Source organism: Achromobacter sp. D10, from assembly GCF_035282245.1.
Lineage (GTDB): Bacteria > Pseudomonadota > Gammaproteobacteria > Burkholderiales > Burkholderiaceae_B > Achromobacter > Achromobacter insolitus.
The window spans coordinates 157,632-172,023 of sequence record NZ_JAYJLE010000006.1 but is presented as its reverse complement, the minus strand read 5'-3'; the positions used below and the strand labels follow the sequence as shown (position 1 = coordinate 172,023).

15 protein-coding genes are annotated in these 14,392 nt (G+C 66.4%); 7 read left to right on the top strand and 8 right to left on the bottom strand.

Annotated elements, in window-relative coordinates; translation table 11 throughout:
- The first annotated feature begins 8 nt into the window (after positions 1–8).
- The 3 genes from VCS63_RS18605 to VCS63_RS18595 are packed head-to-tail and all read left to right on the top strand — an operon-like array spanning position 9 to position 3,498.
- Complete coding sequence (locus VCS63_RS18605) at positions 9–1,076, top strand: ABC transporter ATP-binding protein (protein ID WP_063642722.1); 1,068 nt, start codon at positions 9–11, stop codon at positions 1,074–1,076.
- On the top strand, positions 1,073–2,080 hold the full coding sequence (locus VCS63_RS18600) for an ABC transporter ATP-binding protein (protein WP_042794999.1): 1,008 nt from the start codon (positions 1,073–1,075) through the stop codon (positions 2,078–2,080). Before VCS63_RS18605 ends, VCS63_RS18600 begins: the two co-directional genes overlap by 4 nt.
- On the top strand, positions 2,077–3,498 hold the full coding sequence (locus VCS63_RS18595) for an amidase (RefSeq protein ID WP_063642724.1): 1,422 nt from the start codon (positions 2,077–2,079) through the stop codon (positions 3,496–3,498). The genes VCS63_RS18600 and VCS63_RS18595 overlap by 4 nt, the downstream gene beginning before the upstream one ends.
- 22 nt (positions 3,499–3,520) lie before the next feature.
- On the opposite strand, the gene VCS63_RS18590 is transcribed toward VCS63_RS18595, so the two are convergent.
- The 7 genes from VCS63_RS18590 to VCS63_RS18560 are packed head-to-tail and all read right to left on the bottom strand — an operon-like array spanning position 3,521 to position 10,000.
- A complete protein-coding gene (locus VCS63_RS18590) occupies positions 3,521–4,498 on the bottom strand; it encodes a Bug family tripartite tricarboxylate transporter substrate binding protein (protein WP_162726385.1) in 978 nt (325 codons plus the stop codon).
- A gap of 56 nt (positions 4,499–4,554) precedes the next feature.
- Positions 4,555–5,430: an HpcH/HpaI aldolase/citrate lyase family protein gene (locus VCS63_RS18585; RefSeq protein ID WP_063961820.1), complete on the bottom strand. Its 876-nt coding sequence runs from the start codon at positions 5,428–5,430 to the stop codon at positions 4,555–4,557.
- Between the two features lie 7 nt (positions 5,431–5,437).
- Positions 5,438–6,211, bottom strand: a complete 774-nt coding sequence (locus tag VCS63_RS18580; RefSeq protein ID WP_063961819.1) for an enoyl-CoA hydratase/isomerase family protein — start codon at positions 6,209–6,211, stop codon at positions 5,438–5,440.
- Positions 6,211–7,398 (bottom strand): CaiB/BaiF CoA transferase family protein, encoded by a 1,188-nt coding sequence (locus VCS63_RS18575; RefSeq protein ID WP_149063868.1) that lies wholly within the window; start codon positions 7,396–7,398, stop codon positions 6,211–6,213. Before VCS63_RS18575 ends, VCS63_RS18580 begins: the two co-directional genes overlap by 1 nt.
- Before the next feature lie 13 nt (positions 7,399–7,411).
- Complete coding sequence (locus VCS63_RS18570; RefSeq protein ID WP_112966229.1) at positions 7,412–8,344, bottom strand: 3-keto-5-aminohexanoate cleavage protein; 933 nt, start codon at positions 8,342–8,344, stop codon at positions 7,412–7,414.
- A 22-nt stretch (positions 8,345–8,366) separates the two neighbouring features.
- Positions 8,367–9,533 (bottom strand): acyl-CoA dehydrogenase family protein, encoded by a 1,167-nt coding sequence (locus VCS63_RS18565; protein ID WP_323880657.1) that lies wholly within the window; start codon positions 9,531–9,533, stop codon positions 8,367–8,369.
- 11 nt (positions 9,534–9,544) lie between these two features.
- Positions 9,545–10,000 carry a MaoC family dehydratase gene (locus VCS63_RS18560; RefSeq protein WP_042795003.1) on the bottom strand — a complete coding sequence of 152 codons (456 nt, stop codon included), beginning with the start codon at positions 9,998–10,000 and terminating at the stop codon, positions 9,545–9,547.
- A 122-nt stretch (positions 10,001–10,122) separates the two neighbouring features.
- Between VCS63_RS18560 and VCS63_RS18555 the strand changes: the two genes are divergently transcribed.
- Together VCS63_RS18555 and VCS63_RS18550 are read left to right on the top strand one after the other, a co-directional pair.
- Positions 10,123–11,139 carry an NADP-dependent oxidoreductase gene (locus tag VCS63_RS18555; protein WP_323880656.1) on the top strand — a complete coding sequence of 339 codons (1,017 nt, stop codon included), beginning with the start codon at positions 10,123–10,125 and terminating at the stop codon, positions 11,137–11,139.
- Positions 11,140–11,143: 4 nt separating this feature from the next.
- Positions 11,144–11,635 (top strand): MarR family winged helix-turn-helix transcriptional regulator, encoded by a 492-nt coding sequence (locus tag VCS63_RS18550; RefSeq protein ID WP_063642730.1) that lies wholly within the window; start codon positions 11,144–11,146, stop codon positions 11,633–11,635.
- Between the two features lie 16 nt (positions 11,636–11,651).
- On the opposite strand, the gene VCS63_RS18545 is transcribed toward VCS63_RS18550, so the two are convergent.
- On the bottom strand, positions 11,652–12,533 hold the full coding sequence (locus VCS63_RS18545; protein WP_042795006.1) for a LysR substrate-binding domain-containing protein: 882 nt from the start codon (positions 12,531–12,533) through the stop codon (positions 11,652–11,654).
- 118 nt (positions 12,534–12,651) lie between these two features.
- Here VCS63_RS18545 and VCS63_RS18540 point away from each other — a divergent pair, with 118 nt between their 5' ends.
- On the top strand, positions 12,652–13,275 hold the full coding sequence (locus VCS63_RS18540; RefSeq protein WP_280133584.1) for a glutathione S-transferase family protein: 624 nt from the start codon (positions 12,652–12,654) through the stop codon (positions 13,273–13,275).
- Positions 13,276–13,373: 98 nt separating this feature from the next.
- Complete coding sequence (locus tag VCS63_RS18535) at positions 13,374–14,333, top strand: LLM class oxidoreductase (protein ID WP_323880762.1); 960 nt, start codon at positions 13,374–13,376, stop codon at positions 14,331–14,333.
- Positions 14,334–14,392 lie beyond the last annotated feature (59 nt).

The following is a 14,392-nucleotide window of genomic DNA, read 5'->3' as shown; positions in this document are numbered from 1 at the left end:
AGCACGCCATGGCCATATCTCCCGCCGCCGTCGCCCCTGGCGACGTGCTGCTCGAAGTCGACAACCTGCGCACCTACTTCGATACCGTGTCGGGCACCGTTCGTTCGGTGGACGGCGTGTCCTACCAGGTGCGGGCCGGCCGCACGCTGGGCGTGGTCGGCGAATCCGGCTGCGGCAAGAGCGTCACGGCACTGTCCATCCTGCGGCTGATCCCGACCCCGCCCGGACGCTATGCCGGGGGCCAGATCCGCTATCGCGGCACCGACCTGCTGGGCCTGACCGAAAAGCAGATGCGCCAGATCCGCGGCAACCGGATTTCGATGATTTTCCAGGAGCCGATGACCTCGCTGAACCCCGTGCTGACGGTGGGCCGGCAAATCGCCGAAACCGTGATGCTGCACCAGAAGCTCGGCCGCCGCGAGGCCTACCGCCGTGCCGAGGAAATGCTGCGCCTGGTGCAGATTGCCGAGCCCGAGCGGCGCGTGCATGAGTATCCCTACCAGTTGTCGGGCGGCATGCGGCAACGCGTGATGATCGCATTGGCCCTGGCCTGCAATCCCGAAGTGCTGATCGCCGACGAACCGACGACCGCGCTGGACGTGACCATCCAGGCGCAGATCGTGGATCTGCTGCGCAGCCTGCAGCAGAGCCTGGGCATGGGCATCGTGCTGATCACCCATGACCTGGGCGTGGTGGCCGAATGCTGTGACCGCGTGGCCGTCATGTATGCCGGCCGCAAGGTAGAGGAAGCGCCCGTCACCGAATTGTTCGACCGGCCCCTGCACCCGTATACGCGAGCGCTGATGGCATCGATGCCGTCGATGAACACAACCACGCAGCGCCTATCCGAGATCCCCGGCATGGTGCCCGCGCCCAGCGAGCTGGGCAAGGGCTGCAGCTTCGCGCCGCGCTGCGCCTACGCCACCGAGCGCTGCCGCGCCGAAGCGCCCGAGCTGATGGAACACGGCAGCGACCATGTGGTCGCCTGCCATGAAGCGGCGCGCGTCGCCGCGCAACCCGCCCCGCAGGCGGCTTCGGCGACGCCTGGCGACGCCCTGACTGGAGTCCGAGCATGAGCGCCCGCAACGAGCCCGCCGCCCCGGCCACGCCCTTGCTGGACGTGCGCGACTTGAAAATGCACTACCCGGGCGCGGGAGGCTGGTTCAAGCCGCGTCGCAAAGTCATCCAGGCCGTGGACGGCGTATCCTTCACCGTGGCCAAGGGAGAAACCCTGGCGCTGGTGGGCGAGTCCGGCTGCGGCAAGACGACCACGGGCAAATCCGTCCTGCGGCTGATCCAGCCGACCTCGGGATCCGTGCGGCTGGAAGGCGAAGAGATCCTGGCCCTGACTCCCGAGCAGATGCGCAGCCGCCGGCGCGACATGCAGATCATCTTCCAGGATCCGTATGCCTCGCTGAATCCCCGCTTGACCGCGGGCGAGATCGTCGGCGAACCCTTGCAGAACTTCCCTGCCTCGGGCGGCCGTTCGCGCGCGGACGAGATCGCCTGGCTGTTCTCGAAGGTCGGCCTGCGTCCGGAGGCAATGAAGAAATTCCCGCATGAATTCTCCGGCGGGCAACGGCAACGCCTGGGGATTGCGCGCGCGCTGGCCTTGCGGCCCAAGCTGATCGTCTGCGACGAACCCGTGTCGGCACTGGACGTGTCGGTCCAGGCGCAGGTCATCAACCTGCTGATGGACCTGCAGGAAGAAATGGGCATCGCCTATCTGTTCGTCGCGCACGACCTCGCCGTGGTGCGCCACATCAGCCACCGGGTTGCAGTGATGTACCTGGGCCGTATTGTCGAAGTTGCCGACCGCGACACGCTGTTCTCGCGGCCGCAGCATCCCTATACCGAGATCCTGCTGTCCGCGGTGCCGGTGCCGGATCCGCACAAGCCCGCGCAACGCAAGCTGCTGCAAGGCGACCCGCCCAGCCCGGCGAATCCGCCAAGCGGTTGCCGCTTCCACACGCGCTGCCCGCTGGCCCAGCCCTTGTGCAAGGAAAAGCAGCCTGTCCTGACGCAACGCCCTGGCGCCTCGGACGCCGGGCAACACTGGGTGGCGTGCCACTTCCGATGAACGCACCGCGCCTGCTGGCGGCCCCCCTGCCAGGCAACGATCCCGTCTTTGGCCGCGGTATTGCCGAGTTGCGCGCGGCCATGGACAGCGGACGCCTCGGCGCCATGGACCTGGTGCGCGCCTACCTGGCGCGCATCGCGGCCCACGATCAGGCCGGGCCCACGCTGAACGCGGTGCTGGCGATCAACGGCCAGGCGCTGGCCGAGGCCTCGCTACGTGACGCGGAAAGGCACGCGGCAAATCGCCGCGAGACGGTGCTTGGCCCTTTGCATGGCATTCCGATCCTGTTCAAGGACAACATCGATACCGCCGGCATGCCGACCACCGCGGGCTCGCTGGCGCTGGCCGCTCGCCGGCCGCAACGCGATGCCGACGTCGTGCAACGGCTGCGCGAAGCCGGCGCCGTGGTACTGGGCAAGACAACCCTGCATGAACTGGCTTGCGGCATCACCAATGTTTCTTCCCTCTCCGGCCGCACGCGCAACGCCTACGATGCCTCCCTGGTACCGGGCGGTTCCAGCGGTGGCAGCGCCGTAGCGGTGGCGTCCAGTTTCGCGGCAGCCGCGATAGGCACGGACACCAGCGGTTCGATCCGCATTCCGGCGGCGTTCAACCAGGTATGGGGGCTGCGGCCCACGGCCGGACGGTACAGCACCGCTGGCGTGGTGCCGCTGTCGCCAACACTGGACACCGTCGGCCCCATGGCGCGCCGCCTTGGCGATCTGGAAATCCTGTGGGCCGCGATGACCGGCGCCGAACCGCCACGGGAAGAAGACCCGCGGCAAGCATCCCGCGTTTGGCGCATCGGCACGCTGGACGCCCTTTTTGGGTCCGCCCTGGCGGAAACAGAGGTGTCCGGGCACGTCCGCACAGCGCTCGGCGGCTGGCGGGCCGACGGCGCGCACGTCCAAGCCGTTTCCCTGCCTCTGGAAGACGCGCGGCTGGCGGCCGCCAACATCACCGGCTACGAATTCCGCGATGCGCTGGCGCGTTGCTTGCGCGACGCGGATCTGCCTGTGCAGAGCCTCACCGACATCCTGGATGGCGGCTATCCGCATCCCGAAGTCACCGCCCTGCTGCGCGAACGCGACGCCATGCGGGACCCGGATGGCAGCGCGCGCCTGGCCGTGCTTGGACGTGCTCGGGCGCTGCGCGACGAAGTGCTGGCGGCGATGGAGCACGGCCAACTGGATTTGCTGGCCTATCCCACCGCAAGGGGCGCGCCGGCACGGCTGGGCGAGCCGCAGCGTGGCGGCAACGGCCTGCTTGCGGCGGTAACGGGACTGCCGGCCTTGAGCGTGCCCATCGGCTTTACGGCCAGCGGCGTCCCCGTCGGCCTGGAGTTGCTGGGCCCCGCAGGCAGCGAGCGCCTGCTGTTGGACGCTGCGCGGCGCTTCGATGCTTGCGGGTCCAAGTAAATCCCGGCTTCCCTGAGGCGCGTCATTCCGCCTGTATGCCCGCCTGCTTCACTTTTTCGCCCCAGACCTTCAGTTGCTGCGCCACGAAGGGGCCCAGCTTCTCCGCCGGCGCCGGCGTGGGTTCGGCCCCCATCTGCGTCAGCTTCTGCTTGACCTCCTCGGAAGACACGACGGCGTAGAGTTCGTCGGCCAGGCGCTTGCTGACGGGCGCCGGCATGTTGGCCGGCCCGAAGATGCCGACCCAGGCCGCCAGGTCGAAACCCGGCTGCCCCAGGGCCTCGGACACGCTGGGCAGGTCCGGCGCCAACGCGCTGCGCTTCTCCGTGGTGACCGCCAGCGCCTTCAGGCTGCCGGCCTTGATCTGCCCGGCCGCCGAAGCCAGATCCACGAACATGAAGGTGGAGCGGCCGCCGATAATGTCGGTCATGGCCTGCGGCGTGCTCTTGTACGGAATGGCCGCGGCGCGCATCGAAGTCAGCTTGTCGAACGACGCGGCCGAGATCTGCCCGGTGCTGTTGCCATAGGCGTAATTGACTTTGTCAGGATTGGCCTTGCCGTACTTGAGCAGGTCCTGCACGCTGGACACGCCAAGCTTGTCGCTTACCACCAGCACGAAGGGGAAATTGCACACCTGCGCCAGGGGCGTGAAGTCCTTGACCGGATCGTAGCGCAGGCTCTTGTAGAGGAACGGGTTGGATGAATGCGTGGTGTTGGTGGCCAGCATGATGGTATAGCCGTCAGGCTGGGAACGCGCCACCAGATCGGTGGCGACCTGCCCCGACGCCCCCGGACGGTTCTCCACGATAACCACCTGGCCCAGCCGCGTCTGCAACCGCTCCGCGATCATGCGGGCGACGATGTCGCTGGCGCTGCCCGGCCCGAAGGCGGTGATCATTTTGATGGGCTGCTGGCTCGGGAAGTCGGCGGCCGCGGCGGCCGACACCGCTCCCAGGAAAATAGCGGCGGCGGCACATAGCCGTCTTGCTGCGGAATGCATCATCTCAGTCTCCTTTGGTGAAACGCCGCCCGTCTCAGCGGGCGGTCGCATGGGGTGCACTACGGCATGTCGGGCGCCCCCGCCAGTACGCGCAATGCCTGTTTCAGATGCGGACGGTCCAGCATTTCGCCATCCAGCTGCAACGTTCCCACGCCTGGCGACTGATGAAACGCGGCGACAATCCTGCGGGCCTTTGCGATCTCGTCCGAGGAAGGCGTGAACGCCTCATTGATGATGGCGATCTGGTCCGGGTGGATGGCGATCTTGCCCAGAAAGCCCGCGCGCCGGGCGCGCTTGGCATCACGGCGCAAGCCTTCGGCATCGCGAAAATTCGCGCAGATGGTGTCGATGGGAATGACCCCGGCCGCCTGCGCGCCAAGCAGGCAAAGAGAGCGCGCCAGCCGGTAGCTGAACTCGTACTCGCCATCCTCTTCCCGGTTGCTGATGGCTCCCACCGCGGCGGCAAGGTCTTCCGCGCCCCAGGTCAGGCCGCGCAAGCGCGCGCTGCAGTCCACGTAGCTGCCCAGGTTGAACATGGCTGCCGGCGTCTCCGTCGCCACGGGGATGATGCCGATTCCGCCGATAGGCAGTCCTTCGCGGGCCTCCAGGGCGCGCAGATAGTGATCCAGGGTGACGATGTCCGCCCGCCCCTCGCACTTGGGCAGCAAAATGCCGTCCGGCGCCGCGCGCACCACGGCAGCCAGGTCGTCCAGGGCCAGGCCTGAATCCAGCGGATTGACGCGCACCCACAGCGCCGGGCCCGTCTGGGGACGCGCCTGCAGGTACTCCCGCACCATGCCGCGAGCCTGCGGCAGGCGCGCCGCGTCCACCGAGTCTTCCAGGTCCAGCACCAGCGCGTCGGCGCCGCTGGCGGGCGCTTTCGCCAGCTTGCGCTCGCTGTCGCCCGGTACAAACAAAAGAGAACGCATTGCCATGGCTACCTCATCGTCCGTTGAAAACAGGCGGGCGGCGTTCGGCGAACGCCTGCACGCCTTCCGTCACATCTTCCGAGCCCTGCAGCACCCGCAGGAAAAGTTGCTCCATGCGCAAGCCTTCCGTCAGGCTCAGGTCTCGGCTGCGCACAGCCAGCTCCTTGGCCGCCTGCACGGCCAAAGGCGCGTTGGCGGCAAGGCGCCGCGCGTAATCCATCGCCGCCGCCATCAGGCGGTCCTGGGCCACGATGGCGTTGACCAGCCCCCAGCGCTCGGCGCGCTCGGCATCGAAGGCATCGCCGAGCAAGAGCAGTTCCATTGCAATGGCGTGCGGCAGCTGCCGCGCGATGCGTTGAGTGCCGCCGTTGGCGGGAAAGACGCCGCGCTTGACTTCGGTCAGGCCAAAGCTCGCATGGGGCGCACAAACGCGGATGTCGGTGGCCAGCAGCAAAGTCATGCCTCCGCCCAGGCAGTAACCGTTGACGGCGGCAACCACCGGCTTCCAGACCTCCAGGCCGCGGTTCAGCAGCTGGCCGCTTTGCGTCGTCGCCAGCGCGGCCAGCGAAGGCGGCGCGCCCACGAAGGATTTGAGATCGGCTCCGGCGCAGAAGGCCTGGTCGCCGGCTCCGGTGATGATTGCGGCCCGGATCGACGTGTCGTCGCGCACCCTGCACCAGGCGGCCGACAAGGCGTCGTAGTGTTCCTGGTCCAGCGCATTGCGGCGTTCGGGCCGGTCTATGGTGATGCAGGCAATGGCGTCCTCGACCTCGAATCGGATAGGCATCAGCGTGGCTCCTGCGCGCGGGGGAAATCGCGCTGTATGGCGGCGTCGTCGTAACCCAGCTCGCGCAGGACATCCTCGGTATGCGCGCCCAGCAGGGGCGGCGGCGCGCTCGGCCGGGGCCGCTGTCCATCGAAGCGCAGCGGTTGCGACACGACGTTCAGGCTGCCGCGCGCGGGATCATCCAGCGCGTGGACCATGCCGCTGGCCTGCGTATGCGGATGTGCGATCAGTTCTCCCAGGCTGTGTATCGGCGCGCAAGGGATGCCCGCGCTTCCAAGCCGAGCGATCCAGCGCTCGCGCGTGTCCGTCAGCAGGATCCTGCCCACTTCCTCCAGCACCTGCGGCCGGTGGGCGACGCGCTGCGCATTGCTGGCGTAGCGCGGGTCCGAGGCCAGGTCTTCGCGACCAGCCTCGTTGCAGAAGGCCCGCCACAGCGTGTCGTTGGCCACGCCCAGCAAGAACGGCCCGTCGCTGGCCTCGAATACCTGGTAGGGACACAGCGACTCGTGTGCCGAGCCCCAGCGGCGCGGCTCCGTGCCACGCTCCCAGTAGCTCTGCATCACGTATCCCATGAAGCCTACCGCGGTGTCGAACAGCGAGGCTTCGATCTGGCAACCTTCGCCGCTGCGCTGGCGGCGCAGCGCGGCAGCAAGGATGCCGATGGCCGCATGCATGCCGGTGGCCTGGTCGATGGGGGAAATCGGGCTGCGCACCGCGGCGCCCTCTTCCTCGCCCGTCAGCGCCATCATGCCGCTGAACGCCTGCAGAATGACGTCATAACCCTTGGCCTGGCTAAGCGGCCCTTGCGTGCCGAACCCGGAAATACTGCAATAGATGATTTCCGGACGCAGTTCGCGCGCGCTGGCGTAATCGATCCCCAGCTTTCTGGCCACGCCAGGCCCATAGCTTTCCACCACGATATCGGCGCTGGCGATCAGGCGCCGGACGGCCTCCCGCCCGGCGTCAGACTTAAGGTCCAGTACAACGCTGCGTTTGTTGCGATTGGCGCTGAGGAACACCGTGCCATCCTCGCCGCGAAACGGCGGCCAGCGCCGGGTATCGTCGCCGCCCAGCGGTTCGACCTTGATCACCTCGGCGCCCATGTCGCCCAGGTACTGCGTGCACAGCGGGCCAGCGAGCACCTTGGAAAAGTCCACCACCCGCATGCCGGAGAGCGCATCCATCATGTTTGGCTCCTGCTCAGAACGCGACCTGGTCGCGGCCCTTGGTCTGGATCATGGCGCGTGCCTCGGCCGGGCTGGCGATCTCCAGCGACAGCGCTTCCAGGATGCCGCGTATCTTCGATACCTGCTGCGCGTTGGACGCGGCGAGCTGCCCGCGGCCCAGGTACAGGCTGTCCTCCAGCCCGACGCGCACATTGCCGCCCAGCAGCGCGCTGGCGGTCACGAAAGACATCTGGTGGCGCCCCGCCGCCAGCACCGACAGGTAATAGTCGTCGCCGAAGAGCCTGTCCGCGATCAGCCGCATGTGCATCAGGTTGTCGTGGTCCGCGCCTATGCCGCCCAGGATCCCGAAAATGCATTGCAGGAAGAACGGCGGCTTAGCCAGTCCGCGGTCCACGAAGTGAGCCAGGTTGTAGAGGTGGCCCACGTCATAACATTCGAATTCAAAGCGCGTGCCGTTGTCGGACATGCTCCGCAACCCACGCTCGATCTGGCTGAAGGTGTTCGACAGAATGAAATCCCGCGTCATCTCCAGATAGGGCTTTTCCCATTCGTGCTTGAACTGGCTGATGCGTTCGCCCGCTCCCGAGATGTTGAAATTGAGCGAGCCCATGTTCATCGACGCCACTTCCGGCTTGGCCCAGAGCGCCGGCGCCAGCCGCTGCTCCAGCGTCATGCCCAGGCCGCCGCCCGTGGTCAGGTTGATGATGGCGTCGGTGCGCGCCTTGATGTCTGGCAGGAACTGCGCGAAGCGCTCCGGCGTCTGGTCGGGCTGGCCCGTCTTCGGGTCGCGGGCATGCAAGTGCACCATCGCAGCGCCCGCTTCGGCCGCGGCCACCGCCTCGTCGGCGATCTGTTGCGGCGTGATAGGCAAGTGCGGCGACATGGACGGCGTATGGATGGATCCCGTCACAGCGCAGGTGATGATGACCTTCGGCGATTTACGCATGGCTGGCCTCCTTGAATTCGGATCAATAGGATTTCGGCAGGCCGAGCACTTTCTCGGCGATGTAGCAGAGGATCAGCTGCGGCGAGACGGGCGCGATGCGCGGCAGCATGGCCTCGCGCAGATAGCGTTCGACGTGGTATTCCTTCGCATACCCCATCCCGCCATGCGTGAGCACGGCCGTCTCGCAAGCGCGGAACCCGGCCTCGGCGCAAAAGAACTTGGAGGCATTCGCCTCCGCGCCGCAGGGCCGCCCCTGGTCGTACAGCCAGGCGGCTCGCCGGTACAGCAACTCGGCAGCCTCCAGGTCCACCCAGCGCTCCGCCAGCGGGTGCTGTATGCCTTGGTTCTTGCCAATGGGACGGTCGAACACCACTCGCTCAGCGGCGTAGCCCGCGGCCTTGCGCAAGGCCGCGCGTCCCAGCCCGGTCGCTTCCGCCGCCAACAGGACGCGTTCGGGATTGAGGCCGTGCAGGATGTAGGAAAAGCCCTTGCCTTCCTCGCCGATGCGGTCCTCGACCGGGACCTCCAGCCCGTCTATGAACAATTCGTTCGAATCCACCGCTTTGCGGCCCATCTTCTCGATCTCCCGCACGCTGACGCGGCTGCGGTCGAGGTCGGTGTAGAACAGGCTCAGCCCGCCGCCGGGCTCCGTGACCTGGTCCAGCGGCGTGGTGCGCGCAAGCAGCAGGATCTTGTTGGCCACCTGCGCCGTGGAAATCCATATCTTCTGGCCGTTGACCACATAACGGTCGCCGCGGCGCACCGCCTGGGTACGCAGCTTCAAGGTGTTCAGGCCGGTGTTCGGTTCGGTCACGCCGAAGCATGCCCGCTGTTCTCCGCTGATGATGGGCGGCAGCCAGCGGGCCTTCTGCTCCTCGCTGCCATGCACGACCACCGGGTGCAGGCCAAATACATTCATGTGGATCGCGGAGGCGCCGCTCAGGCCCGCGCCGCTGGCAGACACGGTCTCCATCATCAGCGCGGCCTCCAGGATCCCCAGGCCGGCGCCGCCATAGGCCGCGGGCATGGCTACGCCCAACCAGCCCGCGCCGGCCATTGCCCGGTAGAAATCCTCGGGAAAACCGCCCTCCCGGTCGCGCTCCAGCCAATAGTCGTCGTCAAAGCGCGCCACGGTTTCCTGCACGGCGCGCTGGATCGCCAACTGGTCTTCGTTCAGGGAAAAGTCCATCGCGCGCGTCCTCAGGCCTGGGGTTGGCGCAGCATCAGCGCGCTGCGGCGGCATGACGCCACCAGTTCATTACGCTGGTTGAACGCCAGGTGCTCGAAGATGACGATGCCGTTGGCGGGGCGCGACTTGCTGTCGCGCAGTTCCAGCACCCGCGACTCCGCGCGCAAGGTATCGCCCGCGAAGACCGGCAATGGAAAGCGCACCTCGTCCCAGCCCAGATTGCCGACCGTGGTGCCCAGCGTGGTGTCCCCCACCGAGATTCCCACCATCAATCCCAGCGTGAACGCGCTGTTCATCAAAGGCCGGCCGAACTCGGTCGTCTTGGCGTACTCGGCGTCCAGGTGGATGGCTGCCGGATTGTGCGTCATCGTGGTGAACAGCACGTTGTCGGTCTCGGTGACGGTGCGTCGCACGTCATGCACGAAACGCTGGCCGACATGGAACTGCTCGAAGTACAGCCCTGCCATTCTTGTCTCCTTGGCGGTGTGTCCCGCAGTCGCGGCAAGCCGGTAGCTACGCTTGCGTCTTAATTTACGCTACCATACTGTATGCATGCATACAATATAAGTAAGAACCCGAGGAGACCCCAATGCCCATCAATCGCCAGGTCGTCCTGACGTCTCGCCCCCACGGCATTCCGCAGGCGGAACATTTCGCCATTCGCGACAGCGCGCTGCCGGCGCTGCAGCCCGGAGAACTGCTGGTCAGGAACCTCTATCTTTCGGTCGACCCGGCCATGCGCGGCTGGGTCAACGCCGCCGCCAACTACTCCGATCCCGTCGCCTTGGGCGAGGTAATGCGCTCCTTCGCCGTGGGCCGGGTCGTGGAATCGCGCCACCCGGACTATGTCGCGGGCATGCACGTCATGGGCATGTTGGGATGGCAGGACTACGCAGTCACGGATGGCAGGCCCATCCGCCGCATCGTGCGTGAAACCGATCTGCCCTTATCCCTGTCGCTCGGCGTGCTCGGGCTGAACGGCATCACCGCCCATTTCGCGTTGTCCACGCTGGGACGGCCACAGCTCGGCGAGACCTTGGTCGTCTCCACCGCGGCCGGCGCAGTCGGCTCCATCGTGGGCCAGCTTGGCCGGCTGGCTGGCTGCCGCGTGGTGGGCATCGCCGGCGGCGAGGAAAAGCGCCGCATCTGCCTGGATGAATTCGGCTTCGACGCCGCCATCGACTACCGTGCTGGTGATCTGGCCCAGGCGCTGACGCAGAGCTGTCCCGACGGGGTCGACGTCTACTTCGACAACACCGCCGGCCGTATCAGCGACGCCGTGCTGCCGCGCATCAACCGCCACGCGCGCATCGTGGTTTGCGGCACCGCCGCCATCGCCAGCTGGGATCCCTGGCCCGAAGGCCCGCGCGTCGAACGCCACCTGCTCAACAAGGCCGCGCAGATGTCGGGTTTTCTGGTCTGGGACTACGAACACCGCTACGAGGAAGCCGTTGCGCGCCTCGCTCCGCTGGTGCGCAGCGGTGCGCTACGCTATCGGGAAGAAATACAGGAAGGCCTGGAAAGCGCCCCGGGAGCCATCGCCGACCTCTACGCCGGCCGCAACCTCGGCAAACGCCTTATCCGCCTGACCTCCAACGATGAATGAACCTATGGCCAACAAGGCTGAAAAAAGCAGCTCCACCCCCGAACGCAACGTGTCCGAAAACTGGGATCAGCGCCTCGGATTCCTGATGCACGACGTCTCCCGGCTACGCCGCAAAGTCTTCGACGAAGTCATGAAGCCCGAAGGCATCACCCGTTCCCAGTGGTGGGTGCTGGCCCATCTGTCACGCCATGACGGCATGTCGCAAAGCGACCTGGCCGATCGCCTGGACCTCGGCCGCGCCGCATTGGGCGGTTTGATCGACAGGCTGGAAGCCATGCGGCTCGTGCGTCGGGGCGCCGACGGCCAGGACCGCCGCGCCAAGCTGGTCTTCCTGACCGAGGACGGCGTGGCCATGATTGAACGGATGCGCGGCAAGAGCGACCGCATGAGCGAAGCAATTCTTGAAGGCTTGAGCCAGGCGCAACGCCACCAGCTGGCCGACATGCTCAGCCTGGTAAAGGCGAATCTGCTGGCTTTCGGCAAGCCCCTGGATTGAGAGCCGGGCCGGCGAGTCACGCCGCCGCCTCTTCCAGGATCCAATCGATAAAGGCCCGGACTTCGGGACGCTGCGCCGCGCCGGGACGGCTTACGGCGTAATAGGCGAAGCGCGAGGGCCAGGGCTTGTCCAGCACCTGCACCAGCCGTCCGGCGGCGATTTCCTCCTGGGCATGGGCTGCCGGCACCAGCGCAAGGCCCTGTCCCGATTCCGCCGCGCGGATCAGCAGAAAGTCATCGTCGAACGCATTGCCGCGCTGCGCCCGGGGATCCTGGGCAACGCCGTGCGCGCTCAACCACAGCGGCCAGTCGGCGCGGTCCGCGTCATGCAGCAGCGGGTAATCCAGGCAGTCCGCCGGTTCTGCCAGAGTCACGCTGGCGGCCAGCCCTGGCGCGGCCACGGGCACGAGCACCGGCGCCATCAAAGGCACCACGTCCAGCCCGGGATAGTCGCCCAGCCCATGGCGCAGGGCGACGTCCACATGGTCGCGCCGCAGATCGACCAGGGCGGGCGTGGCTTCCACCCGGATTTCTATGTGGGGATGCCTCTGCTTGAATCGTCCCAGGCGCGGAACCAGCCACGACGCCGCAAACGTCGCCACGGTGCTGACCGTCAGGCTCTGCCGCGCCTTCATGGCTTCAAGCATGTCCACCGCCTTGTCGATCTGCGCGAACGCGGCGCTCAGCATGGGATAGACATCCGCGCCTGCCTCCGTCATGCGCATGCCATGGCGTTCGCGCACCAGCAGCGCAATGCCTAGCCGTTCTTCCAGCAGGCGGATCTGTTGGCTGATGGCGCCGGGCGTGACATGCAAGGCCTGCGCAGCGGCCGTGATGCTGCCGCGCTGGCTCACCTCGACAAAAGTACGCAGCGCCTGCAGGGGAAGCGTCGCCGTCATTTTAGGTTTCCTAAATTCAATATTGAGAAATGATCGCTGTACTCGCCAAATAGACAAAAGCAGAATTCCAGGACTGCAGCAGATCCCGAATATTTAGCAAATCTAAATAGGCAAGCATATGTTGAATCTATACACCGATAGTTCGCCGAATGGCTACAAGGCCACGATTGCCCTGGAGGAACTGGGGCTGCCTTACCGCCTGCATCATGTGCGCATCGCCGAGGGCGATCACCGCCGGCCGGAATTCCTTGCGCTGAATCCGCATGGCCGCATCCCCGCCCTGACCGACGAAGACACCGGCGTCGTGCTTTTCGAGTCCGCGGCGATCCTGCTGTATCTCGCCGAAAAGACCGGGAAGCTGCTTCCCGCCGACACCCTGGGCAGGTGGGAAGCGATCAAGTGGCTGCAATTCCATTCTTGCAGCGTCGGCCCCATCATCGGACAGCGCGTGCATTTCGACGTGTTCGACAAGTCCGGCAACGCCGCCGCAATCGAACGCTACCGGCGCCTGACCGACGACGCACTGGCGGTGCTGGACCACCGCCTGGCTGAACACCACTATCTGGCTGGCGACACGTACTCCATCGCCGACATTGCGCATTTCGGCTGGAGCCATATCGCGCGGGTGATCGAATTCGACTTCAGCCATCACCGGCACTTGAGCGCATGGCACGAACGCGTGGCCGCCCGCCCCGCCGTCAGCCGGGGCATCACCCTGCCTGCGGCCGCAACCGGCGCGTGACGACCAGAAGGACACCCGGCATGGATACCACTCAATCGCGCCTGGACACAGCGGGCGCATCGTATTTCGCGTTTTCCGCCCATCCCGGCTATCGGCGCATGTTCGCGCCCGGCCGCCTGACACTGGGCATCTTCCTGCCACTGCGCTTCTTTGAAGGCAGCATGGCGGTGCTCGCAGGCCAGGCGGAACTGGTGAAGCAGATCGATCGGCAGGAGTTTGCCGCCGTATGGGTGCGCGACGTGCCCTTGTTCTCGCCGTCCTTCGGGGATGCGGGACAAGTGTTCGATCCGTTCACGTACCTGGCGTTTCTGGCGGGACACACAAAAAAGATCGCGTTGGCGACAGGCAGCGCCATCTTTGCCCTGCGCCACCCCATCGACCTGGCCAAGGCGTCGAATACGATCGACCAGTTGTCGGGCGGCAGGCTGGTGCTGGGAGTGGCGTCGGGGGACCGGCCGGTCGAGTTTCCCGCTTACGGGCTGGAGCATGACGAACGCGGCGCGCGTTTCGCCGCGGCGGTGGCGTACTTTCGCCAGTTGATGCGGCCCGGGCCGCTGGAAATCGATTCGCCGCTGGGACGCTTCAACCGCGCGGAGTTTCTGCCCAAGCCCGCCGCTGGCGTCATTCCGGTGATCGTGACCGGCTCGTCGGGGCAGCCGCTATCGTGGATCGCCGAACATGCCGATGGCTGGCTGACCTATCCCGATGCCACGCATACGCCCCAGGGGCCGCAACGCCTCGCGGAAAAAATCCGTGCCTGGCGCGCCTTGATACCCGACGGGGGCTTCCGGCCGCACATGACCAACGAGTGGCTGGATCTGACGGACGATCCGGACCATCCGCGCACGCCGTTGCACAACGGATTCGTACTGCGCACGGGTAGAAAGGGTCTGATCGCCTTGCTGGAGGAATGGCAGGCGGCCGGCGTCAACCACGCCGCCCTCGGCATCCAGTTCTCGCAGCGGCCCGCGGCAGAAGTGCTGCAAGAACTGGCGGAGGAAGTGCTTCCGCTTTTTCCTTCACACCCGGGCCCGCCCACGCTGCCGGCCTCGTGGTAGCGGCACGCGGCCGCAAGCCATGAACGGGGGCCGCTACGCTATCCTTGACGGTTTTCATC

Bases quoted from the DNA above. Each gene is read 5' to 3' on its own strand.
- VCS63_RS18605 (WP_063642722.1), top strand. From the start codon at position 9: ATGGCCATATCTCCCGCCGCCGTCGCCCCTGGCGACGTGCTGCTCGAA.
- VCS63_RS18600 (WP_042794999.1), top strand. From the start codon at position 1,073: ATGAGCGCCCGCAACGAGCCCGCCGCCCCGGCCACGCCCTTGCTGGAC.
- VCS63_RS18595 (WP_063642724.1), top strand. From the start codon at position 2,077: ATGAACGCACCGCGCCTGCTGGCGGCCCCCCTGCCAGGCAACGATCCC.
- VCS63_RS18590 (WP_162726385.1), bottom strand. From the start codon at position 4,498: ATGATGCATTCCGCAGCAAGACGGCTATGTGCCGCCGCCGCTATTTTC.
- VCS63_RS18585 (WP_063961820.1), bottom strand. From the start codon at position 5,430: ATGGCAATGCGTTCTCTTTTGTTTGTACCGGGCGACAGCGAGCGCAAG.
- VCS63_RS18580 (WP_063961819.1), bottom strand. From the start codon at position 6,211: ATGCCTATCCGATTCGAGGTCGAGGACGCCATTGCCTGCATCACCATA.
- VCS63_RS18575 (WP_149063868.1), bottom strand. From the start codon at position 7,398: ATGATGGATGCGCTCTCCGGCATGCGGGTGGTGGACTTTTCCAAGGTG.
- VCS63_RS18570 (WP_112966229.1), bottom strand. From the start codon at position 8,344: ATGCGTAAATCGCCGAAGGTCATCATCACCTGCGCTGTGACGGGATCC.
- VCS63_RS18565 (WP_323880657.1), bottom strand. From the start codon at position 9,533: ATGGACTTTTCCCTGAACGAAGACCAGTTGGCGATCCAGCGCGCCGTG.
- VCS63_RS18560 (WP_042795003.1), bottom strand. From the start codon at position 10,000: ATGGCAGGGCTGTACTTCGAGCAGTTCCATGTCGGCCAGCGTTTCGTG.
- VCS63_RS18555 (WP_323880656.1), top strand. From the start codon at position 10,123: ATGCCCATCAATCGCCAGGTCGTCCTGACGTCTCGCCCCCACGGCATT.
- VCS63_RS18550 (WP_063642730.1), top strand. From the start codon at position 11,144: ATGGCCAACAAGGCTGAAAAAAGCAGCTCCACCCCCGAACGCAACGTG.
- VCS63_RS18545 (WP_042795006.1), bottom strand. From the start codon at position 12,533: ATGACGGCGACGCTTCCCCTGCAGGCGCTGCGTACTTTTGTCGAGGTG.
- VCS63_RS18540 (WP_280133584.1), top strand. From the start codon at position 12,652: ATGTTGAATCTATACACCGATAGTTCGCCGAATGGCTACAAGGCCACG.
- VCS63_RS18535 (WP_323880762.1), top strand. From the start codon at position 13,374: ATGTTCGCGCCCGGCCGCCTGACACTGGGCATCTTCCTGCCACTGCGC.